General features: G+C 68.5%; 27 protein-coding genes and 1 tRNA gene. 19 read left to right on the top strand and 9 right to left on the bottom strand.

Annotated elements, in window-relative coordinates:
- Window positions 1–11: 11 nt before the first annotated feature.
- The 3 genes from ACFOMD_RS07560 to ACFOMD_RS07550 form a co-directional block, all read right to left on the bottom strand.
- On the bottom strand, window positions 12–1037 hold the full coding sequence (locus ACFOMD_RS07560) for a Wzz/FepE/Etk N-terminal domain-containing protein (protein WP_380859247.1): 1026 nt from the start codon (window positions 1035–1037) through the stop codon (window positions 12–14).
- A 172-nt stretch (window positions 1038–1209) separates the two neighbouring features.
- Window positions 1210–1285 (bottom strand) — tRNA-Ala (locus ACFOMD_RS07555).
- Between the two features lie 73 nt (window positions 1286–1358).
- Window positions 1359–1679 (bottom strand): TIGR02300 family protein, encoded by a 321-nt coding sequence (locus tag ACFOMD_RS07550; RefSeq protein WP_380859593.1) that lies wholly within the window; start codon window positions 1677–1679, stop codon window positions 1359–1361.
- A 164-nt stretch (window positions 1680–1843) separates the two neighbouring features.
- Here ACFOMD_RS07550 and aroA point away from each other — a divergent pair, with 164 nt between their 5' ends.
- The gene (gene aroA, locus ACFOMD_RS07545) at window positions 1844–3181 is read left to right on the top strand and encodes a 3-phosphoshikimate 1-carboxyvinyltransferase (protein ID WP_380859244.1); all 1338 of its coding nucleotides are present in this window, start codon (window positions 1844–1846) and stop codon (window positions 3179–3181) included.
- A complete protein-coding gene (locus ACFOMD_RS07540) occupies window positions 3181–3741 on the top strand; it encodes an NUDIX domain-containing protein (protein WP_380859241.1) in 561 nt (186 codons plus the stop codon). Before aroA ends, ACFOMD_RS07540 begins: the two co-directional genes overlap by 1 nt.
- Here the strand turns inward: ACFOMD_RS07540 and ACFOMD_RS07535 are convergent, their stop codons facing one another.
- Entirely contained in the window at window positions 3742–4224 is a 483-nt protein-coding gene (locus tag ACFOMD_RS07535) for a GNAT family N-acetyltransferase (RefSeq protein ID WP_380859238.1), read from the bottom strand. It lies immediately after the preceding gene.
- 358 nt (window positions 4225–4582) lie between these two features.
- On the opposite strand from ACFOMD_RS07535, the gene bfr reads away from it, so the two are divergent.
- Window positions 4583–5062, top strand: coding sequence for a bacterioferritin (bfr, locus tag ACFOMD_RS07530; protein WP_380859234.1), 480 nt, complete (start codon window positions 4583–4585; stop codon window positions 5060–5062).
- Between the two features lie 9 nt (window positions 5063–5071).
- On the opposite strand, the gene ACFOMD_RS07525 is transcribed toward bfr, so the two are convergent.
- Both ACFOMD_RS07525 and ACFOMD_RS07520 read right to left on the bottom strand, forming a co-directional pair.
- Window positions 5072–6616 (bottom strand): PQQ-dependent sugar dehydrogenase, encoded by a 1545-nt coding sequence (locus ACFOMD_RS07525; RefSeq protein WP_380859232.1) that lies wholly within the window; start codon window positions 6614–6616, stop codon window positions 5072–5074.
- A 77-nt stretch (window positions 6617–6693) separates the two neighbouring features.
- A complete protein-coding gene (locus tag ACFOMD_RS07520) occupies window positions 6694–7101 on the bottom strand; it encodes a VOC family protein (RefSeq protein WP_380859230.1) in 408 nt (135 codons plus the stop codon).
- Between the two features lie 53 nt (window positions 7102–7154).
- On the opposite strand from ACFOMD_RS07520, the gene cmk reads away from it, so the two are divergent.
- From cmk to ACFOMD_RS07465, 11 genes are all read left to right on the top strand, one after another.
- Window positions 7155–7817: a (d)CMP kinase gene (gene cmk / locus ACFOMD_RS07515; protein ID WP_380859228.1), complete on the top strand. Its 663-nt coding sequence runs from the start codon at window positions 7155–7157 to the stop codon at window positions 7815–7817.
- Window positions 7818–7942: 125 nt separating this feature from the next.
- A complete protein-coding gene (gene rpsA, locus ACFOMD_RS07510) occupies window positions 7943–9670 on the top strand; it encodes a 30S ribosomal protein S1 (RefSeq protein WP_380859225.1) in 1728 nt (575 codons plus the stop codon).
- 181 nt (window positions 9671–9851) lie between these two features.
- The gene (locus ACFOMD_RS07505; RefSeq protein ID WP_380859222.1) at window positions 9852–10136 is read left to right on the top strand and encodes an integration host factor subunit beta; all 285 of its coding nucleotides are present in this window, start codon (window positions 9852–9854) and stop codon (window positions 10134–10136) included.
- 96 nt (window positions 10137–10232) lie between these two features.
- A complete protein-coding gene (locus tag ACFOMD_RS07500; RefSeq protein WP_380859219.1) occupies window positions 10233–10586 on the top strand; it encodes a hypothetical protein in 354 nt (117 codons plus the stop codon).
- A 2-nt stretch (window positions 10587–10588) separates the two neighbouring features.
- A complete protein-coding gene (gene pyrF, locus ACFOMD_RS07495) occupies window positions 10589–11263 on the top strand; it encodes an orotidine-5'-phosphate decarboxylase (protein ID WP_380859216.1) in 675 nt (224 codons plus the stop codon).
- 5 nt (window positions 11264–11268) lie between these two features.
- Window positions 11269–11439 (top strand): hypothetical protein, encoded by a 171-nt coding sequence (locus tag ACFOMD_RS07490; protein ID WP_380859213.1) that lies wholly within the window; start codon window positions 11269–11271, stop codon window positions 11437–11439.
- Window positions 11436–12071 (top strand): phosphoribosylanthranilate isomerase, encoded by a 636-nt coding sequence (locus ACFOMD_RS07485; protein ID WP_380859210.1) that lies wholly within the window; start codon window positions 11436–11438, stop codon window positions 12069–12071. The genes ACFOMD_RS07490 and ACFOMD_RS07485 overlap by 4 nt, the downstream gene beginning before the upstream one ends.
- Window positions 12068–13297, top strand: coding sequence for a tryptophan synthase subunit beta (gene trpB / locus ACFOMD_RS07480; protein ID WP_380859207.1), 1230 nt, complete (start codon window positions 12068–12070; stop codon window positions 13295–13297). The genes ACFOMD_RS07485 and trpB overlap by 4 nt, the downstream gene beginning before the upstream one ends.
- On the top strand, window positions 13294–14109 hold the full coding sequence (trpA, locus tag ACFOMD_RS07475; RefSeq protein WP_380859204.1) for a tryptophan synthase subunit alpha: 816 nt from the start codon (window positions 13294–13296) through the stop codon (window positions 14107–14109). The genes trpB and trpA overlap by 4 nt, the downstream gene beginning before the upstream one ends.
- Window positions 14106–14957 carry an acetyl-CoA carboxylase, carboxyltransferase subunit beta gene (gene accD, locus ACFOMD_RS07470; protein WP_380859201.1) on the top strand — a complete coding sequence of 284 codons (852 nt, stop codon included), beginning with the start codon at window positions 14106–14108 and terminating at the stop codon, window positions 14955–14957. Before trpA ends, accD begins: the two co-directional genes overlap by 4 nt.
- A gap of 7 nt (window positions 14958–14964) precedes the next feature.
- Window positions 14965–16293, top strand: a complete 1329-nt coding sequence (locus ACFOMD_RS07465) for a bifunctional folylpolyglutamate synthase/dihydrofolate synthase (protein WP_380859198.1) — start codon at window positions 14965–14967, stop codon at window positions 16291–16293.
- Here the strand turns inward: ACFOMD_RS07465 and ACFOMD_RS07460 are convergent.
- Complete coding sequence (locus ACFOMD_RS07460; protein WP_380859195.1) at window positions 16290–17597, bottom strand: AmpG family muropeptide MFS transporter; 1308 nt, start codon at window positions 17595–17597, stop codon at window positions 16290–16292. The two genes, ACFOMD_RS07465 and ACFOMD_RS07460, sit on opposite strands and share 4 nt — an antisense overlap.
- Before the next feature lie 97 nt (window positions 17598–17694).
- On the opposite strand from ACFOMD_RS07460, the gene ACFOMD_RS07455 reads away from it, so the two are divergent.
- From ACFOMD_RS07455 to ACFOMD_RS07440, 4 genes are all read left to right on the top strand, one after another.
- Window positions 17695–18846, top strand: coding sequence for an aromatic ring-hydroxylating oxygenase subunit alpha (locus ACFOMD_RS07455; RefSeq protein WP_380859192.1), 1152 nt, complete (start codon window positions 17695–17697; stop codon window positions 18844–18846).
- Complete coding sequence (locus ACFOMD_RS07450; protein ID WP_380859189.1) at window positions 18843–19271, top strand: RidA family protein; 429 nt, start codon at window positions 18843–18845, stop codon at window positions 19269–19271. The genes ACFOMD_RS07455 and ACFOMD_RS07450 overlap by 4 nt, the downstream gene beginning before the upstream one ends.
- A 90-nt stretch (window positions 19272–19361) precedes the next feature.
- On the top strand, window positions 19362–20828 hold the full coding sequence (locus ACFOMD_RS07445; protein ID WP_380859186.1) for a mechanosensitive ion channel family protein: 1467 nt from the start codon (window positions 19362–19364) through the stop codon (window positions 20826–20828).
- Between the two features lie 8 nt (window positions 20829–20836).
- Window positions 20837–21928 carry a hypothetical protein gene (locus ACFOMD_RS07440; RefSeq protein ID WP_380859183.1) on the top strand — a complete coding sequence of 364 codons (1092 nt, stop codon included), beginning with the start codon at window positions 20837–20839 and terminating at the stop codon, window positions 21926–21928.
- On the opposite strand, the gene ACFOMD_RS07435 is transcribed toward ACFOMD_RS07440, so the two are convergent.
- Entirely contained in the window at window positions 21929–22606 is a 678-nt protein-coding gene (locus ACFOMD_RS07435; RefSeq protein WP_380859180.1) for a DJ-1/PfpI family protein, read from the bottom strand.
- A complete protein-coding gene (locus tag ACFOMD_RS07430; protein WP_380859177.1) occupies window positions 22603–23187 on the bottom strand; it encodes a cysteine hydrolase family protein in 585 nt (194 codons plus the stop codon). Before ACFOMD_RS07430 ends, ACFOMD_RS07435 begins: the two co-directional genes overlap by 4 nt.
- Before the next feature lie 144 nt (window positions 23188–23331).
- Here ACFOMD_RS07430 and ACFOMD_RS07425 point away from each other — a divergent pair, with 144 nt between their 5' ends.
- Entirely contained in the window at window positions 23332–24306 is a 975-nt protein-coding gene (locus ACFOMD_RS07425; RefSeq protein ID WP_380859174.1) for a GlxA family transcriptional regulator, read from the top strand.
- Window positions 24307–24326: the final 20 nt, after the last annotated feature.

The following is a 24326-nucleotide window of genomic DNA, read 5'->3' as shown; positions in this document are numbered from 1 at the left end:
TTGCTACCGGCTCAGGTGGCCCGGTCCCTGGCAAGATATCGGCGAACCGGCGCCAGTGTCGTAATCAGCGCGCCGATGAGCCCAACGGCGAAGCCGCCGATGACGCCGAATACCAGCATCAAGGTCGGGGCCGGCGTCGTCGGGCGCAAGGTCGGCGTCGCGACGTCCACCGGCTCGGCCGCAAAAGCAAGCGTGGAGCTGGCCGTCATGCGGGCCTTCTCCTGCTCGCTCAGGGCGTCCGCGATCGCCGTCCGATGTTCAACCAGGCTGATGGTGCGCAGCTGCCCGGAGAGATACTCGATATACTGGGTTGCACGCCGCCGCGCTTTCAGGCGCAGATTCCGATCCGCGATGTAGTGGACCTCCATCAGGAAGCGTGCGGCGAAAGCCGGGTCCGGGTGGCCGTAAGTCAGCGTCGTGACACCCGTCTCGGGGTTGTCGACGACCTTGATCGCACCCTTGAGATAGTCCTGCATCCGCGCGGCATTTGGCGCCACCCATTCATGCTTCGGATAGCCGAGGATCGATTTCACGCCCTGCGCCGTGCGCCCCACGAGGCCTCGGCGCGGCTCGACATACTTGCCCTGCGCAGCGTCCCATTCGCCCGCGAAGACGACGTGCATGATATCCGGCCGTTCAGCCAGTGCGGCTGCCAGCGAGCGCGTGGCAAGCCCTTCCTTGTAGAGCGAGAAGGACGAACTGCCTGCGCTTTGGCCGAGGCTCAGGCCGGCGCGGGCAGCGAGGCCGGCCATGCCGCCCAATGCGCCGCCTCGTCCGCTCTCGCTTGACTGTGCGGGGCTCACTTTCAGCTCGGCGGTATAGATGAACGTCGAACGATGAATCTGGTAGACAGCGACGACAAGGCCAAGCGCAGCGCAGATCAGAATCAGCCAGCGGCGTGACCAGAGCCTCGCCATAAGCTCGGCCAGGTCGATGACCTCCTGCGACGGTTGCTGCCCTTGCGACATGGCGCCTCCGGTCAGCGAATCCTGCCTGTCGTTCATATCAATTATGCGGCCCCCGGCATCGTGCGACATCTTGAATGGACCCAATCCGTAGGCGCGTAGCGGCGACGAGGCAACGGGCACGAACGGGCCGCGATCAGCCTGGCGTCTCCGATGCAAGGCGCGCTCTGGCGCACCGGCGGGTCCGACTTCCCGTCATGAATCAGTAAGGCCGGCCTCCATGGGAAGCCGGCCTCGCCTGATTTGGTGGAGCCGAGGGGGATCGAACCCCTGACCTTCGCAATGCCATTGCGACGCTCTCCCAGCTGAGCTACGGCCCCGAAACTTTGCGACCCGCCTGGGCGCGGGCGCGCTTACCTAAGCGAAGCTTGCGCGAGGCGCAAGCCGCTCGTTTCAGCTCTCTTCGTCGTCGTCGCTGGTGACAACGCCGATGTCGTCGTCGCCGCCGATATCGACGTCGTCGTCCGGGCTGGGCTCTTCCTCCTCGTCGAGGTCCAGGTCGTCGTCATCCGCCAGCTCGGCGTCTTCGGCGCGTTCGCTCTCCTTCGGCTTGGCGCTTTCGAAGGGCAGCGGCTGCTTCGACTTCAGAATCGGCTCGGGCGCCCAGGCAAACCCGCAGTTGATGCAGGTCACCGGATCTTCCTTGGTCAGGTCATAAAAGCGCGTATTGCACTTCGGGCAGGCGCGCTTCGTGCCCCATTCGGCTTTCACCACGGCTCTTGTCTCCAGTGTTGGGGCCGGGAAAATAGGAGTCCGCAGGCCATCGCCCAAGGCGGGTCCGCGACAGGCGGGCTGCCTTGCCACAGCCCCCCGCGACTGTCAAAACCAAAGTCGCCGGGCCGCCCGGCATCTTTTCCCCGCCTTTGCCGCAGGATGCCGTGACCGACGCTGCCGCCGAACCCTTGGCCCTGAGCCTGACCGCCGCTGGCCCGCTCTCGGGCACCGTCACTGTGCCTGGCGACAAGTCGATCTCGCACCGCGCGCTGATGTTCGGCGCGCTTGCCGTCGGCGAGACACGGATCGAGGGATTGCTTGAGGGCGAGGATGTGCTCGCAACCGCCGCGGCGCTGCGCGCCATGGGCGCGGACGTGACGCGCGCGGGCGCGGGGAGTTGGCGTGTTCACGGTGTCGGAGTCGGCGGGCTGCTGCAGCCGCGAACCGCGCTCGACATGGGAAATTCGGGCACCTCCACCCGCCTGCTGATGGGCCTCGTCGCCGCGCACCCGATTACCGCCACCTTCATCGGCGACCCCTCGCTGTCGAAGCGGCCGATGGGCCGCGTCGTCGAGCCGCTGTCGCGCATGGGCGCCAGCTTTGCCGCCGCGCCGGGTAACCGTCTGCCGCTCACCCTGACCGGCGCCTGCCCGGCGGTGCCGATCCGCTACGAACTGCCCGTCGCCTCGGCACAGGTGAAATCGGCGGTGCTCCTGGCGGGCCTCAACACGCCGGGCCGCACCAGCGTCGTCGAACGGGTGCCGACCCGCGATCACAGCGAGCGCATGCTGCGCGGCTTCGGCGCCACCGTCGAGGTCGAGGAGAGTGCCGAGGGTCGCGTCATCACCATCACCGGCGAAGCGGAGCTGCGGCCGCAGACGATCACCGTGCCGGGCGACCCCTCGTCGGCCGCCTTTCCGCTGGTCGCGGCGCTCATCGTACCGGGCAGCCGCGTCACCATCGCCAACGTCGGCCTCAATCCCACCCGCGACGGCCTTGTCCGCGTGCTGCGCGACATGGGCGCCGACATCCTGCTCGCCGATGAGCGGATCGTCGGCGGTGAGCCCGTCGCCGACCTCATGGTCACCGCCGGCCCCTTGCGCGGTATCGAGGTGCCGCCGGAGGTGGCGCCGTCGATGATCGACGAGTATCCGGCGCTGTTCATTGCCGCCACCTTCGCAGAAGGAAAGACGGTGATGCGCGGCCTTGAAGAGCTGCGCGTCAAGGAATCGGATCGCATTGCGGTGATGGCGGCGGGCCTCGCGGCGTGCGGAGTCGGGGTGGAGGAGCTGCCCGACGGGCTCATCGTCCATGGCCGCGGCGGCGAGGCTGTCCCCGGTGGTGCCACCGTCGCCAGCCATCTCGATCACCGTATCGCGATGAGTTTTGCGGTGCTGGGCTTGCGCGCCGCTGCGCCAGTGGTGGTCGACGACGCCCGGCCGATCGCCACCAGCTTTCCGGATTTTTTGCCGCTGATGAGGCGGCTTGGCGCCCGCGTGTGATGAGGTCGGAGATCGTCGCGCTCCGCGACATCTATCGCGGTTGGATGGGGCTGCTGATGGCGACGCTCCGCACGCCGAGCGGCGACGTCGAGCGGCACATCATGCTCAATCGCGAGGCGGTATGCGTCCTCCCCTACGATCCGGAGCGTCGCACGGCGATCGTGGTGTCGATGCTGCGCGCGCCGGTCGCCTATGCCGGCGAACCGGATATGCTGGAAGCCATCGCGGGATCGCTCGATGGCGCCGATCCGGCGGATTGCGCCCGGCGGGAGGCGCTCGAGGAGGGCGGCGTGCGGCTGGGAATGCTGGAGCCGGTCGCGCGGGCATGGACGATGCCGAGCAATTCGACCGAGCGTCTCGCCTTCTATCTCGCGCCCTACCGGCCAGCGGATCGCATCGGCGACGGCGGCGGCATCGCCGACGAGCATGAGAATATCACCGTGCATGAGCTGCCGCTCGAAGCGCTGTGGCGGCTGGTCGACACCTGCGAACTGCGCGATGGGAAGCTGCTGTTGCTGCTGCAGGCGCTGCGAATCCGCCGCCCCGACCTGTTCGCCTGATCAGAGCCCAAAGGCCGGCGCGTAGCGAATCCCGGCACCGGCCGGAAGACCCCCCGGCGTCAGTTCGATCGCCATGAACGACGGTCCCGAAAACGGCCCGGTCAGCCGTTCGCCGAGCGTCGCCGAAAAGCCGAAGCGCGGATAATAGTCGGCGTGGCCGAGCACCACGACCGCCGGCAGCGTCAGCGCACGGCAGCGATCGAGCCCGGCATGAATCAAGGCGCCGCCGATGCCGCGGCCTTGGCGGTCGGGCAACACGGCGACGGGCGCGAGCGCCGCACCGTTGGTGGCACCGATACCGAGGCGGCTGAACAGGATGTGGCCGGTGATCGCCCCCGCCTCGACCGCGACCAGTTCGACCAGGGCATCGCCGTCGCTGCGTAGTCGGTCGACGAGAGCCGGCTCATCGGGCTGGCCAAAGGCGGCGGTCTCGACAGCGCGGATTGCGTCGATGTCGGCGGGCGTGGCGTCGCGAATCTCCATGGGCCTCTCTCATAGCGCCGGCATGCACCGCGACAAATTCGACTGCGGTAATGCGAACCAGTTGCAGTGCGCGAAAGCTGCTGATACTCATTCGCAACGTCGATTCGTTGGGGAGTGGCGGGGTCTTGATCGTCTGCGTTTGCAATGGTCTTCGCGAAAAGCAGGTGCGCGCCAAGGCGCGTGACTGCGAAGGCTCGGTTGGCCGTATCTACGCCAGCCTCGGTTGCAAGCCGCAATGCTGTCAGTGCCTGCCCTTCGCTCGCGACGTCATCAGGGACGAGCGTAGCCGCGCGGCTTGACGCCCGTCTCCTTTGGGATTTAAGCCCCTTCCGACGAGTATAAGTCGGGAGACGTTTTCATGCGCGGCGACGACAAGGTCATCAGCTTCCTCAATTCGGCGCTCAAGAACGAGCTGACGGCGATCAACCAGTACTGGCTGCATTACCGCCTGCTCGACCATTGGGGCATCGCCAAGCTGGCCGAATATGAGCGGCACGAGTCGATCGACGAGATGAAGCATGCCGACGAGTTGATGGAGCGCATCCTGTTCCTCGACGGCCTGCCCAACCTCCAGGCGCTCGGCCGCCTGCGCGTCGGCGAGAACGTCCCCGAGCTGCTGCAGGCCGATCTCGAGCTGGAGCTTGAGGCGGTGCCGCTGCTGCGCGACGCCATCGTCCACTGTGAGTCGGTGCGCGACTTCGTGACCCGCGACCTGCTGCAGCACATCCTCGACAGCGAGGAAGAGCATATCGATTTCATCGAGCGCCAGCTCGACATGATCGAGGCGATGGGCCTGCCCAACTATATCCAGCTGCAGAGCAAGCCCGCCGGCGAGTAAACGCGCGGCCTAACGCGCCTCGACACGGAAGATCGAGCCGCCCAGCGTCACGATGTACAGGTTGCCCGCCGCATCCAGGCCGAAGCTCGACAGGTTGCTGATCGTGCCCACGTCAGGGCGGAAATCGGTCGTGCGGATCGTGAAGCTGTCGCTTGAGAGAGTCGCGCTCGCCGACAGGCGCGAGACCGGCACCGACCAGAGATTGCCGCTGACGAAGTCGCCGAACACATAGTGGCCGTTCAGCGCCTCGATCGGGCCGCGATAGACATAGCCGCCGGTGACCGACTGGCCCTGAAGCGGGCCGGTTCCGCGCGAATACTGTAGCACCGGGTTGGTCAGCGTCTCGGTGGTCGTGCCCTGGAAGGGTTGCGTGCCCTCGCGGATGCGCCAGCCGAAATTGGCGCCGCCCTCGGTGGGGCGCATCTGGTTCACCTCCTCGATCGCGCCCTCGCCGACATCGGCGATGTAGAGCAGGCCGGTGGCCCGGTCGAAGCTGTTGCGGAACGGGTTGCGCAGGCCATAGGCCCAGACCTCGGGCGCGCCACCGCTGGTGGCGAAGGGGTTGCCGCCCGGGATCGCATAGTCGCGGTTCGGGTCGGCCGGGAAGGCATCGCTCGCCACATCGATCCGCAGGATCTTGCCGAGCAGCGAGTTACGGTTCTGGCCATTGTTGTCGGGGTCGCCGCCGCCACCGCCGTCCCCCACCGCGAGATAAAGGAGGCCGTCGGGGCCGAAGTCGATCCAGCCGCCGTTGTGGTTGCTGCGCGGGTGCGGGATGCGCAGCAGCACGTCGGCGCTGGCCGGATCGGCGAGGTCGCGGTTGCCGGTCTGGGTGCGATACCGGCGCAGCTCGATGTCGCCAGCCGTCGCCGTGACATAGACGTAGAAGATACCGCTGCTCGCGAAGTCGGTTGCCGTGGCAAAGCCGAGCAGGCCGCGCTCGCCGTCGGTGGTGAGGCCCGCCGACGCGTCGAGAAACGGCGTCGCGGCGATGGCACCGGTGGCGATCGTCAGCAGGCGGATACGGCCGCCTTTCTCGACGACGAACATGCGCGCGGCATCGCCGGGGACGGGCGCGATGTAGAGCGGCTGGTTGAAACCGGTGGCGATGCGGCGGACGCCGAAGGCGTCGGGGCCGGCGTTGGTGACGGTGATCGCGAGGTCGAGCGTCGCGCTGGCGGTGCCGTCGCTCACCTGAAGCTGCAGTTGGTAGACGTTTTTGCCGTCGGCGTCGGCGGGCGACTCGAAGTCGGGCGAGGCGGCGAAGCTCAACGCGCCGGCGGCGGTGATCGAGAAGCGCGCCGCATCGGCGCCGCCGGCGATCGTGTAGGTAAGGCTGTTGCCGTCAGGGTCGCTCGCCGCCGCGGTGTAGACCGTCCCGGTCGCATTTTCGGCAAGCGTCGCCGTGCCGATTGAGGTGAAGGCCGGCGGGCGGTTCGCGGCCGGCGGCGGCGTCCCGCCGCCCCCACCCCCACCGCCATCATCGCCACCACAGGCGGTGAGCGCCAACGCCAGGGAAATCAGACCCGTCCGGGCTGCGATTGAAACCGCCATGCCACCAACTCCTGCCGCACCCCGCCTCAGTCACATAAACGTTTCAGCGATGGAGCGTTCCAGCAGCAGTGGTGGCTTTAATCGGCGCCGTACTGAGCCAGCACGACATGGTGGCCGCCGGGCTCGCGGAAGCCGATCTCGGTTGCGCCGTAGAAGGTTTTGCGGCGCGGCAGGAAAATCTCGTGGCCGGCGAGCGCGCGGGTCGCCGCACCCACGTCGGCGACGCTCAGGAACAGGAAGCTGCCCGCGCCTTCGAACAGCGCCGGGTCGGCGTCGGTCATGTCGCCCCGCGCCGCAGCACGGGTCTGCAGCATCACCCCCAGCCCCGAGTCGTTGCGCCCGCCCTGCATCAGGATGACGAAATCGGCCGGGCCGTCGCCATCCTCGGGTACCGACACGGTGCGCTCGAACCCCAGCTTGGCGAAGAAGGTTTCGGAGGGCTCCACCGCGTCGACGAACAGGACGGGGGTCGATTGCAGGATCATGGCGGGGCTCCTCTCCCTTGTGCTGCCCCCGGCGGCTCTTATAACCCCGGGCCGTGCAACGCCGTTCATTCAATCTCGTCATCGCCGTGGATGGCCCCGCGGCTTCCGGCAAGGGCACGATCGCCAAGGCGGTCGCCCGCCACTACGGGCTGCCGCACATGGACACCGGCGCGCTCTACCGGGCGGTCGGCCTCGCGGTGCTGCGCCGCGGCGGACAGCCGGGCGATGCGGCCACCGCCGAAGCCGCCGCTCGCGCGCTCGATCTGTCGCTGCTCGAAGACCGCGCGCTGCGCGACGCTGCCACCTCGGAGGCCGCCTCGGGCGTCGCCGTCCATCCGGGGGTGCGGCAGGCGCTGTTCGACCTGCAGCGCGCCTTCGCGGCGCAGCCCGGCGGCGCGGTGCTCGACGGCCGCGACATCGGCACGATCATCGCCCCTGACGCCACCGCCAAGCTGTTCGTGACGGCGAGTCCCGAAGTGCGCGCCGCGCGCCGCCAGGCCGAGCTCGCGTCGCGCGGCGAGGTGCGCAGCTTTGACGAGGTGTTGGCTGATGTGCGCAAGCGCGACGCGCGCGACGCCGGTCGCGACGCCGCGCCGCTAGTGCAGGCCGGCGACGCCGCCTTGCTCGATACCAGCGATTTGGCTATAGACGCCGCCGTCCAGCGAGCCGTCGCGCTCGTGGAAAACCGGATCGGCGCAATGCGCGAGCGGGGCTGACAAGCCCCGGCCTCGCGCCTTTTCGTTTTTCAGGACACACCGAAGGCGCAGCATGGTGCTGCGCGTGCAAGACCGTCGGAGACAACCGGCCGGCCTGCAAACACGACCAAGGATTGACCATCAGCATGGCTACCGCCGCTCAACCCACTCGTGATGATTTCGCCGCGATGCTCGAAGCGTCGCTGGGCACCGCCCAGTCGTTCGAAGGCCGCGTGGTAACCGGTCGCGTCACCGCGATCGAGAACGACATGGCCGTCATCGACGTCGGCCTGAAGTCGGAAGGCCGCGTGGCGCTGCGCGAATTCGCTGCGCCCGGCCAGAAGGCAGAGATTTCGGTGGGCGACGAGGTCGAGGTCTATGTCGACCGCGTCGAGAACGCCAATGGCGAGGCGATGCTGAGCCGCGACCGTGCGCGCCGCGAAGCCGCGTGGGACAAGCTGGAGAAGCAGTATGAGGCCGGCGAGCGCGTCGAAGGCGTGATCTTCGGCCGCGTGAAGGGGGGCTTCACCGTCGACCTGTCGGGCGCCGTGGCCTTCCTGCCGGGCAGCCAGGTCGATATCCGCCCGGTTCGGGATGTCGGCCCGCTGATGAACATGCCGCAGCCGTTCCAGATCCTGAAGATGGACCGCAAGCGCGGCAACATCGTCGTGTCGCGCCGCTCGATCCTCGAGGAATCGCGCGCCGAGCAGCGTTCGGGCCTGATCCAGTCGCTGACCGAGGGTCAGGTGATCGAAGGCGTGGTGAAGAACATCACCGACTACGGCGCCTTCGTCGACCTCGGCGGCATCGACGGCCTGCTGCACGTCACCGACATGAGCTACAAGCGCGTCGGCCATCCGTCGGAAATCCTGAACATCGGCGATACCGTCCGCGTCCAGATCGTCCGCATCAACCGCGAGACGCAGCGCATCAGCCTCGGCATGAAGCAGCTTGAGACCGATCCGTGGGCCGGCGCTGGCGCCAAGTACCCGGTCGACGGCAAGTTCAGCGGCCGCGTCACCAACATCACCGAATATGGCGCCTTCGTGGAGCTGGAGCCGGGCGTCGAAGGCCTGGTGCACGTTTCGGAGATGAGCTGGGTCAAGAAGAACGTCCACCCGGGCAAGATCGTCTCGACCAGCCAGGAAGTCGATGTCGTCATCCTCGAAGTCGACGAGGACAAGCGCCGCATCTCGCTCGGCCTGAAGCAGGCCCAGCGCAACCCGTGGGAAGGCTTCGCCGACGCCCATCCGGTGGGCTCGATCGTCGAGGGCGAAGTCAAGAACGCCACCGAGTTCGGCCTGTTCGTGGGCCTCGAGGGCGACGTGGACGGCATGGTTCACATGTCGGACATCGCCTGGGGCATGTCGGGCGAGCAGGCGCTGGCGCTGCACCGCAAGGGTGAGAGCGTCCGCGCGGTCGTCAAGGAGATCGACGTCGAGCGCGAGCGCATCTCGCTCTCGATCAAGGACGTTGATAGCGCCGGTTCGGGCGCGGGTGCTGCCGCTGCCGGCGGCGCCGCCGCGGCCGGCGGCGATGTTCGCAAGGGCGCGGTCGTCACCTGCACCGTCATGGCGGTGATCGATGGCGGCCTCGAGGTCACCATCGGCGACGACGGTGGCTCGGGCTTCATCAAGCGCAGCGACCTCAGCCGCGACCGCGACGAGCAGCGTCCGGAGCGCTATCAGGTCGGCCAGAAGGTCGACGCGATGGTCACCGGCTTCGACAAGGGCCGCAAGCCGACGCTGTCGATCAAGGCGATGCAGATCGCCGAGGAGAAGCAGGCCGTGGCGCAGTACGGGTCGTCGGATTCGGGCGCTTCGCTCGGCGACATCCTGGGCGCCGCGCTCAACAAGGCGCGCGAGGGCAACTAGGCCTTCGGCTCGCGTCTTACCGCGACCAAACAGCAACGCCCCGCCGGGAAACCGGCGGGGCGTTTGTCGTTCCGGGAGCGACCGCAGTAGAAAACCGAGGATTTCCGCGGCTTCGCGCTTGGATTCATCGGTCCCCTACCGTACAGTCCGCCATCCGGACACACCGGGGAAGAGGGGCTCCATGATCAGGTCCGAACTCGTGGCATCGGTGGCGCAGGCCAATCCGCATCTCAGCCACAAGGACGTCGAGCGTGTGGTTGCGACCGTGTTCGATTCGATCATCGAGGCGCTGGCCGATGGCGGCCGCGTCGAACTGCGTGGTTTCGGGGCGTTTTCGACGCGTGGTCGCGACGCCCGCACCGGGCGCAATCCGCGCACCGGCGAAGCGGTGCCGGTCGATGCCAAGCGCGTGCCCTATTTCAAGGCAGGCAAGGAGCTTCGCGAGAAGCTCAACGCCGACGGCTGACGGCTGTTCGTTAGGGCGGGGCCGCGCTTAAGCTCCGCGCTGGCGCCCGTCGCCGCTTGCCGCTAAGCAAGGCAAGGGTCACGAGACGGGCGGACGATGCGGTTCCTGAAAGTCCTGATTTTCCTGATACTGGCGCTGGCGCTGGCCTGGTTCGCCGCGCTCAACTGGGTGCCGGTTACCGTCAAGCTGTGGGCGCCCTATGAGCTGGTGATCCGCCTGCCGGTGCTGATCGTCGCAGCGGTGCTGATCGGCTGGCTGCCGAGCGCATTGTTCCACTCGGTCAACCGCTGGCGCTGGACGCGCAAGCTGACGCGCACCGAGCGCGAGCTAGAGGCGCATAAAGTCGTCGCCGAGCCCGCCACTCCGGCTGCGCCGACCACCGCAACAGTCAACACCGAGATCGCGCCGCCGCAGGCGCAGCCGATCATTACCCCGCCGGCGGGGGCGTGACCATGAACCCGATCTACGTCGCGCTCGATACGCCCGAGCTGGAGAAGGCGCGCGCAATCGCCAGCGCGGTGCGCGGCCACGTCGGCGGGCTGAAGCTCGGCCTCGAATTCTTCATGGCGCAGGGGCCGCAGGGCGTCCGCGCCCTCGCCGACATCGGCCTGCCGATCTTCCTCGACGTGAAGCTGCACGACATTCCGAACACGGTGGCGGGCGCGATGCGCTCGCTGAGCCCGCTCGACCTCGCCATCGTCAACGTCCACGCCGCCGGGGGCCGGGCGATGATGGCCGCGGCGCGCGAGGCGATGCGGCCGGCGACCAAGGTGATCGCCGTCACCGTGCTGACCAGCCTTGATGCCTCAGACCTCGCCGACATCGGCGTCGGCGGCGCGCCCGCCGACCAGGTGGCGCGCCTTGCGGATCTCACCTGCAGCGCCGGTCTCGACGGCATCGTCTGCTCGGCGCATGAAGTCGCCGCCCGTCGCGCTGCGTGGAGCGATGGCCTGTTTGTCATCCCCGGCATCCGCCCGGCCGGCAGCGATATCGGTGATCAGAAGCGCGTGATGACGCCGCGGCAGGCGCGCGACGCCGGCGCCTCGGTGCTCGTCGTCGGGCGGCCGATCACCGGCGCCGCCGATCCGGCGGAAGCCGCCGCGGCGATCGCCGCCAGCCTGGAGTAGCGACCATGTCGAAGTTCATCGAAGGCAGCCGCGCGACGGTGAAGGCGGGCATCGGCTTCGGCACCGCGCTCGCCATCGCGATCAGCTACACGCACAATGAATCGATCCTCTGGGCCATTTTCCACGGCATCCTGTCGTGGTTCTATGTGATCTACGCCGCGCTCACCTACCCATGACCCAGGTGAAGATTTGCGGGCTCAGCGAGCCCGCGACGCTCGACGCGGCGGTCGCGGCGGGAGCGGACTATGTCGGCTTCGTGTTCTTCGCCAAAAGCCCGCGCAACGTCTCGCTGGAGCAGGCAGCAGCGCTTGCCGCGCGCGTGCCCGATCGGGTGGGCCGGGTCGGCGTGTTCGTCGATGCGGACGAGGCGCTGCTCGGCGGCGCCATCCACGCCGGGCGGCTGACCGCGATCCAGCTTCACGGCGCCGATCCCGCGCAGGCAGCGGCGGCGAGGCGGCGGTTAGGTATCGAAGTGTGGGCGGCGCTGCCGGTGGCGACGCGCGCCGATATCGAGCGCGCCGGTGCGTTTCGCGGGGCGGCGGATCGCTTGTTGTTCGATGCCAAAGCGCCTAAAGGCGCGGACCTGCCCGGCGGCAACGCGCTGCGCTTCGACTGGCGATTGCTGGACGGGGTCGCGATGACGATGCCATGGGGTCTCGCCGGCGGTCTCGACGCCGGCAATGTCGCCGAGGCGTGTCGAGCGACGGGGGCGCCGCTGGTCGACGTGTCGAGTGGGGTGGAGGACGCGCCCGGGATCAAGTCCGCGGATCGGATCCGGGCGTTCGTGAAGGCGGTGCGTGAACGATGAGCAATGCGGCAAGCCTCCGGGCCGGTCCCGACGACCGCGGCCACTTCGGCGATTTCGGCGGGCGCTATGTCGCCGAGACGCTGATGCCGCTCATCCTCGATCTCGAACGCCATTATCGCGCGGCGAAACAGGACCCAGCGTTCCAGGTCGAGCTCGACGACCTTCTCGAACATTATGTCGGCCGCGAAAGCCCGCTCTACTACGCCGAGCGCCTGACCGACGCCCTTCGGGCGGAGGCGCCGGCCGGCATGGGCGCCGAGGTCTGGCTGAAGCGCGAAGACCTCAACCACACCGGCGCGCACAAGATCAACAATTGCATCGGCCAGATCCTGCTCGCCCGGCGGATGGGCAAGACGCGGATCATCGCCGAGACCGGGGCCGGCCAGCACGGCGTCGCCACCGCGACCGTCGCCGCGCGCTTCGGCCTGCCCTGCGTCATCTACATGGGCGCGCGCGACATTGAGCGGCAGCAGCCCAACGTCTTCCGCATGCGCCTGCTCGGCGCCGAGGTCCGCCCGGTCGAAAGCGGCGCCAAGACCTTGAAGGATGCGATGAACGAAGGGCTTCGCGACTGGGTCGCGAACGTCCACGATACTTTCTACATCATCGGTACCGCCGCCGGCCCGCACCCCTATCCCGAGCTGGTCCGCGACTTCCAGAGCGTGATCGGCCGCGAGGCGCGGGAGCAGATGCTGGCGCGCACCGGCGCTTTGCCCGACCTGCTGGTCGCAGCGATCGGCGGCGGCTCCAACGCCATCGGCCTGTTCCACCCGTTTCTCGATGATACGGCCGTGAAGATGCTCGGTGTCGAGGCGGCGGGCGAGGGGCTCGACAAGCGCCATGCCGCGAGCCTCGCCGGCGGCTTTCCGGGCGTGCTCCACGGCAACAAGACCTATCTGCTGCAGGACGAGGACGGCCAGATCGACGAGGCGCATTCGATCTCGGCGGGCCTCGACTATCCCGGCATCGGCCCCGAGCATGCCTGGCTGCGCGATGTCGGCCGCGTCGACTATGCCAGCGCCACCGATGATGAGGCGCTCGAAGCCTTCCAGCTGCTGTGCCGCGCCGAGGGCATCATCCCGGCGCTGGAGCCGAGCCACGCCATCGCCGCGGTGACCAAGATCGCGCCGACGATGGCGCGCGACCAGCGCATCCTCGTCGCGCTGTCGGGGCGCGGCGACAAGGACATCTTCACCGTCGCCGACGCGCTGGGCGTGAAGATATGAGCTCACGCCTCCCAACCGCCTTCGCCCATGCGAAATCCGAGCGCCGCGCCGCGCTGGTCGCCTTCGTCACCGGTGGCGATCCGACACCCGCCGATACCGCGGCGATCCTCGATGCGCTGGTCGAGGGCGGTGCCGATGTCATCGAACTCGGCATGCCGTTCACCGACCCGATGGCCGACGGCCCGGCGATCCAGCTCGCCAATCTGCGCAGCCTCGGCGCCGGCACCCGCACCGCCGATCTGCTCGACATCGCGCGCGCTTTCCGTCAGCGCCACCCGGAGACGCCGCTGGTGCTGATGGGCTACGCCAACCCGATGCTCCGCCGCGGCGCGGACGCGTTCGCGCAGGATGCGGCGGATGCCGGCATCGACGGCGTGATTTGCGTCGACATCCCGCCGGAAGAGGATGATGCGCTCGGGCCGGCGCTGCGGACGCGCGGCCTCCACCTCATCCGCCTCGCGACGCCGACCACCGACGCGGCGCGCTTGCCGACCGTGCTCGATGGCGCGTCGGGCTTCGTCTATTATGTCTCGGTGGCGGGCATCACCGGATTGCAGCAGGCAGCGCAGGCCTCGATCGAGGAAGCCGTCGGCCGCCTCAAGGCGTCGACCGACCTGCCGGTGGCGGTCGGGTTCGGCATCCGCACGCCCGAACAGGCCGCCGATGTGGCGCGCGTCGCCGACGGAGTCGTCGTCGGCTCGGCAATCGTCGAGCTGGTCGGCCTGCATGGATCGCAGGCGCCCTACCATATCCGCGCCTATCTTCGGTCGCTCAGCGACGCGATCGCCGCATCCCGGAAGGAACCCGCATGAGCTGGCTCACCCGTCTCCGTCCGAAGCTTTCATTCCTGCAGAAGCGGGATACGCCCGACAACCTCTGGCACAAGTGCAAGAGCTGCGGGCAGATGATCTTCCGCAAGGAGTTCGTCGAGAATCTCTCGGTCTGCCCGCGCTGCGAGCATCACGAGCGCATCGGGCCGACCGAGCGCTTCGACCAGGTCTTCGACAGCCCCTATGAGCGGCTGGCGGTGCCGAGCGCGCCCGAAGACCCGCTGAAATTCCGCGACCAGAAGCGCTACACCGATCGCATCAAGGCGGCGCGCGCCGCCACCGGCGAGCCGGAGGCCTTCGCGCTCGCCAAGGGTTCGATCGCCGGCACCGAGGCAGTGGTCGGCGTGCAGAATTTCGCCTTCATGGGCGGTTCGATGGGTGTTGGCGTCGGCGAGGCGTTCGTCGCCGGCGCGCTGGCGGCGCTCGCCGCGCGCACGCCCTACATCGTGTTTACCGCCGCCGGCGGCGCGCGCATGCAGGAGGGCATCCTCAGCCTGATGCAGATGCCGCGCTCGACGGTCGCCATCGCCGAGCTGAACGAGGCGGGCCTGCCCTATATCGTCGTGCTCACCGACCCGACGACCGGCGGCGTCACCGCCTCCTATGCGATGCTCGGCGACGTTCAGATCGCCGAGCCCAACGCGCTGATCGGTTTCGCCGGCCAGCGCGTCATCGAGAACACCATCCGCGAGAAGCTGCCCGAAGGCTTCCAGCGCGCCGAATATCTGCTCGAGCACGGCATGATCGACATGGTCACGCACCGTCGCGATCTGCGCGACACGCTCGGGCGGCTGATCGGCATGCTGGCGGGCGCCAAAGCCGCCGCCTGACGCGCCGATGATCGAGGGCGCGCGCTCGGACAATGCCGCGCTTGACGCGCTGCTGAAGGACGCGCTGGCGCTCCATCCGCAGCGCATGGACCTGTCGCTGGAGCGGATCGAGCGGCTGCTGGCGCGGCTCGGCAATCCGCACGAGCATCTGCCGCCGGTGTTCCATGTCGCCGGCACCAACGGCAAGGGCTCGACCACCGCCTTCATCCGCGCCTGCCTCGAAGCCTCGGGGCGTCGTGTCCACGCCTATACTTCGCCGCACCTCGTCCGTTTCAACGAGCGCATCCGGCTGGCCGGGCAGCTGATCGACGACGCCAGCCTGATCGCGCTGATCCGCGACGTGCTCAGCATCAACGGCGGCGAGCCGATCACCTTCTTCGAGCTGACGACGGCAGCCGCGTTCCTCGCCTTCTCGCGCACGCCCGCCGACGCGCTGGTGCTGGAGGTGGGCCTCGGCGGCCGGCTCGACGCGACCAACGTCGTGCGCCGCCCGGCGGTGACCGGCATCGCGCAACTGGGGCTCGATCATCAGCAGTTCCTCGGCAACACCATCCTCGAGATCGCCGGCGAGAAGGCGGGCATCGCCAAGCCGGGCGTGCCGCTGGTGCTGTCGCGCTATCCGAAGACGGTGACCGCAAGGATCGGCGAGATCGCCGGGCCGATCGGCGCGAAGCTGATCGTGCGCAGCCTCGACTGGGACGCCGCCCATTATGAAGGCCAGCTTCATTATCGCGACACCTCGCTGAAGATCGCGCTGCCGCTGCCGCGCCTTCAAGGGGGGCATCAGCTCGACAATGCCGCGCTCGCCGTCGCGATGCTGCGCCACCAGAATGATCTCCCGATGCCCGACAGCGCCTTTCGCGCCGGCATGGGCTGGGCGGAATGGCCGGCGCGGCTGCAGCGGCTGGAGCGCGGGCCGCTGACCGAGCGGCTGCCGGCGGGCAGCGAGGTCTGGCTCGACGGCGGCCACAACCCGGCGGCGGGCCGCGTCGTCGCTGACGCGTTTCGCGGCCACAACCTCGCCGAACGGCCCTTCTATCTGGTGGTCGGCATGCTGGCGGCGAAAGACGCAACCGGCTTCCTGAAGCCCTTCGCTGGGCGCGCGACGGCGGTCTACACCGTGCCGATCGTCGAGCATGAAGCGCACGAGCCGGCCGCGCTCGCCGCCGTCGCCAAGGACATCGGCCTCCCCGGCATCGCCGCAACCGATGTGGCCGACGCGCTGGCGCAGATCGCCCGCAGCGCCGACCGCGCCCGCCCGCCAGTGGTGCTGATCGCCGGCTCCCTCTACCTCGCGGGCGAGGTGCTCAGCGCTAACGGGTTTGTCCCGAACTAGGGCTTGGCCTCCGCGTCGGCCACGTCGTCGCGGCCGATCGACTGGTCGACGAGGCCGCTCTTCATCATCCAGGCGTAGAGCAGCACGCCCGGCACCGCAGCCAGCGTGGTCAGCAGGTAGAAATTGACGTAGCCGAGGCTCTCGATGAGGCCGCCGGCGGTGGTGCCGGTGACGAAGCGGCCGACGATGGAGGCGGCGGCCGAGATCAGCGCGTACTGCGAAGCGGTGTAGCGCAGGTCGCAGAGCGCCGAGAAATAGGCGACGACCACGACGCCGCCGATGCCGCTGGCGAAATTCTCGAAGCCGATGGCGGCGGCCATGAAGGCGTTCGAATGACCGGCGGCGGCCAGCCCCGCGAAGCTGAGGTTCGACACCGCCATCAGGATGAGGCTCAGCATCACCGATCGCTTCATGCCCATGCGTGCGTAGAGCACGCCACCGACGAAGATGCCGATCAGATAGGCCCAGAAGCCGACGGCGACGTCCCAGAGCGCGATCTCGTCGTTGGAGAAGCCGAGGTCGTCGAACAACAGGCGGAAAGTCAGGTTGGCGAGCGTGTCGCCGATCTTGTGAAGCAGGATGAACAGCAGCACGAGCATCGCACCCTGCCGCTGGAAGAACTCGCCGAGCGGCTTCCAGATCGCGCCGACCGCAGCGCCGATGCCGCTGCGGGCCGTCGGCTCGCGGTGGCGCTTGGGCTCCCCCATCCACAGCGCGGTGAGCATCGCGGGCAGCGCGAAGGCGGCGCAGGCCAGATAGGCGGCCGACCAGCCGTAGCGGGCGGCGACGACGAGCGCGAGCGCGGCGGCGCCGTTCGAACCGATGCGCCAGCCGTACTGGCTCATGCCCGAGCCGACGCCGAGTTGCTCGGGCGACAGCACCTCGATGCGATAGGCGTCGATGACGATGTCGAAGGTGGCGCCGGCGAGGCCGACGAGGATCGCCGCATAGGCGGTGGCGGCAAGGCTGGCGCTCGGGTCGACGAAGGCGAGGTTCACCACCGCCGCGATGGTGAGCACGCCGATCAGCAGCATCCACGACACGCGCTGCCCGAGCCGGCCGAGGATCGGCAGCCGCACGCCGTCGACCACCCAGGCCCAGAGGAATTTCAAATTGTAGACGAGAAAGGCGAGCGTGAAGGCGGTGACCGCCTTCTTGTCGATGCCGTCCTGCGCGAGGCGCGTGGTCAGGGTCGCGCCGATCATCGCATAGGGAAAGCCCGACGACAGGCCGAGGAAGAAGGCGGCGAGCGGCGCCTTCTCGAAATAAGGCCGGACTCCATCCACCCAGCTGCGCGTCGTCATCGGCCGATCCTCCCCCGGAACGCTAGCAGGATAGAGACTTGGCGAGTCTCCCGTCTAGGCGCAAAGTCCGCGACCCGTGGTTAGCTGGCGCTGAACAATGGATGCGATCACTCCCGTGAAGGGCCCGACGCCCGGTCAGCTCGCGCTGGCGCGCGCCATTCCGCACCATCAGGCGCCCGAGATGGTCACCTCGACGGTGGCCGCCGCCGTCTACACCAGCCCCGAACGCTTCGCCGAGGAGCAGGCGCGGCTGTTCCGGCGCACGCCGCTCGCGGTGGCCGTTTCGGCGCTGCTGCCCGAACCGGGCATGTCGGTGACGCACGACGGCTATGGCGTGCCGATCCTCGTCACCCGCGACAAGCAGGGGCGCGCCCGCGCCTTTATGAACGTCTGCCGCCATCGTGGCACAAGGCTGGTCGAGGCGGAGGGTGCGGAGAGATGCCCGCGGCTGGTCTGCCCCTATCATGCCTGGACCTACGGGCTCGATGGCACGCTGATCGGACTGCCCCGCCCCGAAAGCTTCCCCGCGCTCGACAAGTCGGCCTATGCGCTGGTGCCGCTCGCCTGCGTCGAGGCGGGTGGGGTGATCTGGGTCGGGATCGACCGTGCCCATGCGCCGAGCTTCGACGACCTGACCGGCGAGCTCGCCGACGATCTCGATGCGCTGCAACTGGGCGACATGCACCTCTACAAGCGCCGCACCCATGACGTGCGCGCCAACTGGAAGCTGATCGTCGACGCCTTCTCGGAAAGCTATCACGTCACCCGGCTGCATGCCGACACCATCGGCAAGTTCTTCGCGGATTCGGTGACGATCGGCGACATGATCGGGCCGCACAGCCGCTCGGCGGTGGGGCGCGCCTCCTTCGTCGAGGCGGCGGGCCTGTCCGATCTCGCCTCGCTGCGCGCGACGGTGACCTACACCTACCATGTGTTTCCCAACACGATCATCATCGCCAGCCCCGACTATGTGAACGTCATGGTGATGATGCCGAAGGCGGCCGACCGCACCCTGGTCGAGGATTTCATGCTGATCCCGGAGGCGCCCACGACCGAAAAGGCCGAGGATCATTGGCGGCGCTCGTTCGAACTGCTGGACGGCGGCGTGTTTGCGAGCGAGGATTTCAGGGCCGCGGCGCTCGGGCAGGAAGGCCTGTCGACCGGCGCGGTGTCCGAAGTGCTGATCGGCGGGCTCGAACAGGGCATTCGCCGCTTTCACGAACAGGTCGAAAGGGCCGTTACCGCATGAAGTCGACGATCGCCGCCGCGCTGCTGCTTGCCGCCATCCCCGCCGCCGCCCAGCAGGGGCCGATCCCGCCGCAGTCCGAACTGCCCTTCTCCGAGGCGCGGCGCATCGGCGAGACCGTCTATCTGTCGGGCGCCATCGGCCGGGCGCCGGGGGCGTCGTCGCTGGTCGCGGGCGGCATCGGGCCGGAAACCGAGCAGGTGCTCAGGAATCTCGAAAGCGCACTGAAGGCCGAGGGCGGCACGCTCGCCGACGTGGTCAAATGCACCGTCTTCCTCGCCGACATGGCCGAGTGGCCGGCGATGAACAAGGTCTACGTCACCTTCTTCAAGAAGCCCTTCCCGGCCCGCTCGGCGCTCGGTGCCAATGGCCTCGCGATGGGTGCGCGCGTCGAGATCGAGTGCATCGCGCACGTTCCGAAGAAATAAGCCGGGCGGCAACTTGCCGCTAAATATCTGCCATAGTTGGCAAAGCCACCCCTGCGGCATATGATGCTTCTGTTACGGGGGTCGCTTTCCATGTTGTTGAAGTTCGCGCGGCGCGTGCTGGCGCCGCTGGCGGCGTTCGCGCTGCTGCTGTTCGCCACTTATTATCGCGCCGACTTGGCATTGGCCGAGATGACCGGCCTGTCGCCGCGCGTGACCCTCATCATCTTCGCGGTGATCGGCTGGCTGGTCGGCGCGATGTCGGCGATCCGCCTGCTCGACGCGCTGGTGTGGAGCCGCATGGGCCGCAACGGCCGCAAGCGCCCGCCGCGCCTGCTCATCCAGCTCACCGGCCTTGCCATCTACATCGTCGTCGCGGTCAGCATCGCCACCAACGCCTTCGGCTTCTCGCTGACCGGCATCATCGCCACATCGAGCGTCATCGGCCTCGTCGTCGGTTTCGCGGTAAAGAGCCTGATCTCGGACACCTTCTCGGGCATCGCGCTCAACCTCGACCGCGGCTTCGCCGTCGGCGAGTTCGTGCAGATCATGTCGCGCGGCATCCCGGGCCGGCTGATCGGCCGGGTGACCGAGATCAACTGGCGCAGCACGCACATCCAGACGCCCGAGAACAGCGTGCTGATGGTGCCCAATACGCTGATGTCCGAATCGATCATCGTGAACCTGTCGCGGCCCGACATCGCCAGCGAGTTCGAGCAGATCATCGTGCTCGACTTCCGGGTGCCGAGCGACCGCGCGGTGCGCGTGCTGACCGCCGCCATTCAGGCCGCCGCGCTCGACAATCCGGCGATCTTCGACGTGAAGGCGCGCATCTCCGAGACCAGCGTGCTCGGCGTCCACTACAAGCTCAAATATATGCTCGACCCCGCGCGGTTCGCACCGGGCAAGGCCAAGCACCTGATCTTCGGCCATGTGCTGCGGCACCTGACCAAGGCCGGCCTCGCGCTCGCGCATCCGAAGCAGGACGTGTGGAACATCGAGGGTGCGCCGGCGCACATGCTGACCGGCGGCGAGGCGCACCGGCGCAACCTCTTGCAGCAGGTCGACCTGTTCGCCGACCTCGCGCCGGCCGACATCGACATGCTGACCGCGCGGATGAAGGAGCGGATCTTCCGCCCCGGCACTGCAGTGATCCGCGCCGGCGAGCCCGGTGAATCGATGTTCGTGGTGAGCGAAGGCCTCGTCTCGGTGCGCATCAAGGCCGCCGAGGACGAGGTCGATGTCGCGCGGCTCGGGCCGGGCGATTTCTTCGGCGAAATGTCGCTGCTGACCGGCGAGGCGCGCAGCGCCACCATCGTCGCGCTGACCGACGCCGTCATCTGCGAGATCGGCAAGGACGACGTCGCCGAGCTGCTCGATCACAGCCCCGATGCCGCCGCGACCTTGAGCGCCGCCGCTGCCGAGCGCCGCGTGGTGTCGAGCGCCGCGATGGCCCGCTCGCCCGAGGCTGCCGAGGCCGAGAAGGCGTCGATGGCCGAGGCGATCCTCGCCAAGATGGGCAGCTTCTTCGGGCGGCTGCGCCGTCCCGCTTCTGTCTGAGGAACAAGATGAATCTGCGCCACGCCGGCCTTGCCGCCTTCGTCCTGCTCGCCGGCTGCGGCTATGCCGGCCCGGATTCGCTGCGCGCGACGCGGCCCGCCTATAATCTCGCGATCCAGTCGACCAACGATCAGGAGCTGCTGCTCAACCTCGTGCGGCTGCGCTACCGCGACACCACCTATTTCACGAGCGTCGAGCGGATCGCCGCGACCCTGGAGTTAAACCGCAGCATCGGCGGGCAGGGCGCGATCTCGCGCACCTCGAGCACCGCGGTGAAGGATACGATCGCGCGCACGCTGACGCTCGGCCCGGGCTCGGTGTCGCTCAACGAAAAGCCGACGATCTTCTACGCGCCGCTGGAGGGCGAGAAGTTCGTCCGCCAGATGATGACGCCGATGAACCCCGATCTGCTGCTGCTGCTGGCGCGCTCGGGCTGGTCGATCGACCGGGTGTTCTCGATCGGCGTGCAGGAAATGAACGGGCTGAAGAACGCGCCGACCGCCAGCGGCCCGGCGCCGTCGCGCGAGCCCGAGTTCCGCGACTTCCGCGAGGCGGTGCGCCTGCTCCGCCTGATGCAGCGCGACGGCAAGCTCGACCTCGTCCGCGCCAAGGGCAGCGACGGCATCGAGCTGCGCTTCACCCGCGGTGCCGCGACGACGCCCGAGGCGCTGCGCTTCAAGCAGCTCGCCAATCTCGCGCCTGAGGCCGAGGCCTATCGCATCCTCATCGCCGCCGAGGCGCCCGACAACGCCACGCTCGCCATCACCACCCGCCCGGTGATGTCGGCGCTGCACTTCCTGTCGACCGGCGTCGAGGTGCCCGCCAGCGATATCGCCGCCGGCCGGGTGCGCGCGACCACCAAGGCCGATGGCAGCGCGTTCGACTGGCAGGAAATGCTCGAAGGCCTGTTCCGCGTGCGCAGCTCGAAATCGGCACCCGAGGATAGCGCCACCGCCGTCGAATATCGCGGCACCTGGTTCTACATCCCCGACGACGACCTCGAGGCGAAGTCGACCTTCGTGCTGCTCACCCAGATCATCGCGCTGCACTCGGCCCCGCCCTCGGGCGCACCGCCGATCAGCTATTCGATCGGGAAATAGTCAGCGCGTCGCGGCGATCCGCTCGATCGTCGCCAGCCGGTCGCCCAGCCCGCGTTTCGCCATCACGCCGCGCACCGCCGCGACGATCTCCGCGCGGGCGTTCTCGGGCGTGCCGCCGCCGATCGGCGCGGGGTCATATTCGAGCACGAGCTGGATCGATTCGGCGGTGTCGCGGCCTTTCAGGCGCTCGATGACGCGGAAGGCGAAGTCGATGCCGGCAGTGACGCCGCCGCCGGTGATGCGGTTGCGGTCGGTGACGACACGCTCGGCCACCGGCGTCGCTCCGAACAGCGAAAGCTGGTCGCGCCACGCCCAGTGGCAACCGGCGCGGTAGCCGTCGAGCAGGCCGGCGGCGGCGAGGATCAGCGAGCCGGTGCAGACGCTGGTGACGAGGTCGGCGGTCGCTGCCTGCGTGCGCAGCCAGTCGAGCACCTCGGTGTCCTCCATTACGGCGGTGCAGCCGTAGCCGCCCGGCACGCAGATCATGTCGAGCGGCGGGCAGTCGGCGAGCGTGTGCGTCGGCACCAGCGCGAGGCCACAATCGCTCATGACGGGCGCGCGATCCTTCCAGACGAACAGCACCTCGGCATCGGGCATGCGCGACAGAATCTGCGCCGGGCCCGTCATGTCGAGCTGGGTCACGTCGGGATAGAGCAGGAATCCGATCCGATAGGTCATTGCGCGGCCTCCTTCAGAATAGTGTCGGTGTCGAGCACGGTGGCGAACTCGCCGTTGATGTGGGCGAGGGCGATGCGGTGGCTGAGTTCGGGGTCGACCTCGATCGCCTCGCCGTCCTGCCAGCCGCGCGCGGTGTTGCCGGCGAAGGTGACGCTGGCGTCGGCGGCGACGAAGGTCGCGAAGTCGAGGTTGCCGGCCATGCGCGCGGTGGTCGACACGCAGTGCGGCGTGGTCAGGCCGAACACGATCACCGTGTCGATGCCGCCGCTCCGCAGCTGCGCCTCGAGATCGGTGCCGATGAAGCCGCTGTTCACGTCCTTCACCAGCACGGGCTCGCCGGGCAGCGGCGCGACCTCGTCCTTGAACGCGAAGCCGGGGCCGGTCGGCGACAGCGGCGAGTTGGGGTTTCGCGAGCCGTGGCGGACATGGAAGACCGGCCGGCCGGCGGCGCGCCACGCCGCGAGCAGGCGACCGGCGTTGGCTTCGGCCTGCGGGTTGTTGCGCGCCCCCCACATCGGGTCGTCGAACCCTTTCTGTATGTCGATCAGGATCAGGGCGGCGTTGGCGAAGCGGTTCATCATTTTCCCTATCGTCATCCCCGCGAAGGCGGGGATCCATTACCGCCGACCGTCAGAGTGAATGGATCCCCGCCTCCGCGGGGATGACGATCAAGTGGGGCGAGTCAGCTCTAGCCTGCCGCCTGCTTGGCAGATATGACAAGCATCATGCGAAAACTGCCAAACCGTATCGTGATGCTCGCGTTCGACACCGCGCAGATCCTCGACATCACCGGACCCGCCGCGGTGTTCGCCGCCGCCAACGACGAGGTGCCGAACAGCTATGAGGTCGTCGTCGCCTCGGCGGCGGGCGGCGTCATCACCAGCAATTGCGGGGTCGGCGTCGCGACGGTGCCGGTGGCCGAGATCGCGCCTGAATCCGTCGCGATGCTCATCGTCGTCGGCGGCGACGAGGACGGGCTGCGCAAGACCCGCCGCGACCCGGCGATGAAGGACTGGGCGATGCGCGTCGCCGAGCGCGCGCCGCGCATGGGGTCGGTGTGCACCGGCTCGGTCGTCCTCGCTGGCTGGGGGATGCTGGAGGGGCGTAGGGTGGCGACGCACTGGCGCGCCGTCGACGATCTGCGCCGTCTCCACCCCGATCTCATCGTCGACGGGCAGGCGCTCTATGTCGAGGACGGCCGCTTCTGGACCTCGGCGGGGATCACCACCGGCATCGACATGGCGCTGGCGATCGTCGAGCGCGACTGCGGCGCGGCGGCCGCCACCAGCGTCGCGCGCCGGCTGGTGCTCTATGCGCGCCGCCCCGGCCACCAGTCGCAATTCTCGACCCTGCTCGATGCGCAGGAGGCCTCTGCTTGCGGTTACGGCCCGCTGGTCGATTGGATCGCGGCCAATCTTGACGCCGACCTCGGTATCGAAGCGCTTGCCGACCGCGCCGGCCAGTCGGTGCGCAGCTTCCACCGCAAGTTTACCGGTGCGGTCGGCCGCACGCCTGCGGCCTTCGTCGAGGCGTTGCGCCTCGAACGCGCGCGCACCCTGCTCACCGACGGCGCGCCATTGAAGCGGGTGGCGGCGGAGGCCGGCTTCGGCACGGCCGAACGGTTGACCCGCGCCTTCACCCGCGTGTTCGGCGTCGCGCCCTCGACCTGGCGCGCCGTCCACGCCCCGCGCGTCGCCTAATTCGCCCCGTGACTATTGCG

The sequence above is a fragment of the Sphingoaurantiacus capsulatus genome (genome assembly GCF_042648405.1).
In the GTDB taxonomy this organism is placed as follows: domain Bacteria; phylum Pseudomonadota; class Alphaproteobacteria; order Sphingomonadales; family Sphingomonadaceae; genus Sphingoaurantiacus; species Sphingoaurantiacus capsulatus.
The sequence above is the reverse complement of the archived record's forward strand: the minus strand, read 5'-3'. Positions and strand labels throughout refer to the sequence as shown.